The organism is Acidimicrobiia bacterium (assembly GCA_016650365.1).
Classification (GTDB): Bacteria; Actinomycetota; Acidimicrobiia; order Spongiisociales; family JAENVV01; genus JAENVV01.
Map to the genome: position 1 here is coordinate 1 of JAENVV010000104.1, position 1673 is coordinate 1673.

Annotated in this window: 1 protein-coding gene; it reads left to right on the plus strand. The window is 61.1% G+C overall.

Annotated elements, in window-relative coordinates; translation table 11 throughout:
- The coding region (locus JJE47_06370) for a 3-hydroxyacyl-[acyl-carrier-protein] dehydratase FabA (GenBank protein ID MBK5267046.1) at positions 1-1673 on the plus strand (1673 nt) is incomplete at both ends.

Genomic DNA, 1673 nt, shown 5'->3' on the forward strand with positions numbered 1-1673 from the left:
CCTGGTCAGCCCGATGCCGCACCGATTCGCAAAGGGCACCTGCCCGGTTTCACGCTGGACCGATCCCAGGTTGAGATCCATGCGTCTGGAGCGATCTCTGAGATCTTCGGTCCGACTTTCATTGATCAGGACGCTTATGTCCGCCAGGTACGAATGCCTGAACCGCCGCTGCTGCTGGTTGACCGTGTCACCGGAATCGATGCTGAGCCGGGCGTCCACAGCACCGGGACGATCTGGACTGAGACCGATATTCTCGAGGACTCCTGGTACCTGCATAGGGGACGGATGCCCGCCGGGATACTCATCGAATCGGGCCAGGCCGATCTCATGCTCATCTCCTATATGGGAGCCGATCTTCTCAACAAGAGCGACCGAGTGTACCGGCTGCTCGGGTGCCAGCTCACGTTTGAAGATGACCTTCCCGCGCCTGGTGACACGTTGTCGTATGAGATTCATGTCGACGGACACGCCAAGCAAAAGGACATCCGGCTGTTCTTCTTCCATTACGACTGCACGGTCGGCGGCAAACCACGGATCAAGGTTCGCAACGGTCAAGCCGGCTTCTTCACCGACGAGGAACTGGCCGATTCAGGCGGCGTTCTCTGGTCACCAGAGGAGGTCGAACCATGTGCTGATCCTCGACTCGATCTGCCCGTTGTGGTTGCATCCCAAACCAGCTTCGATACCGAAGCGGTTCGAGCGTTCGCCGAGGGTCGTCCTTGGGACTGTTTCGGTCCCGAGTTCAGCCTGGCCAAGACCCACACCCGAACTCCGACGATCCAGACGGGCGACATGCTGTTGATCGACTCCGTCACCGAGCTGGCTGCCACCGGTGGGCCGTGGGGCCGAGGGTATTTGCGGGCCGAAGCTCCTGTCTCCTCCGATGACTGGTTCTTCGCAGGGCACTTCAAGAACGACGCGTGTATGCCGGGCACGCTCATGTTCGAGGGATGCCTACAAGCCCTCTCGTTCACGATGGCCGGACTGGGATTCACGCTGCACCACGACGGCTGGCGATTCCAAACCGTCACCGACGAACCCATCGAAATGGTGTGCCGGGGGCAGGTCACGCCATCCTCTCGAAACGTCGTCTACGAGGTGTTCATCGAGGAGATCATTGCTGGTCCGCGTCCCACGATCTACGCCGACCTCCTGTGCACCGTCGACGGGCAGAAAGCATTCCATGCTCGCCGGGTCGGACTGCAGCTCGTGCCCGACTGGCCGCTCGGCAGCCAGTCGGCCGACGATCAGGACCATCGGACGGTAGCGAGGGTACCGACGCTCGACGGAGAGTTCGAATTCGGCTATCCGTCGCTCCTGGCGTGCGCATTGGGCAAGCCATCGGATGCGTTCGGTCCCATGTATGCCCGGTTCGATGGTCCGGGAAGGGTGCCTCGGCTGCCCGGTCCTCCCTATCACTTCCTCTCAAGGGTGACGGACGTAACCGGACCCATCGGTGGCATGGAGGTGGGGTCGACGGTCGATGTCGAATACGACATTCCGCAGGACGCCTGGTATTTCGACGACAACGGGGCCCGGTCCATGCCCTTTGCGGTGTTGTTAGAAGCGGCTTTGCAGCCGTGCGGATGGCTCGCCAGCTACATCGGGTCGGCACTGACCGTTGACTCCGAATTGGCGTTTCGCAATCTCGACGGCACTGGGACGGTGCATGA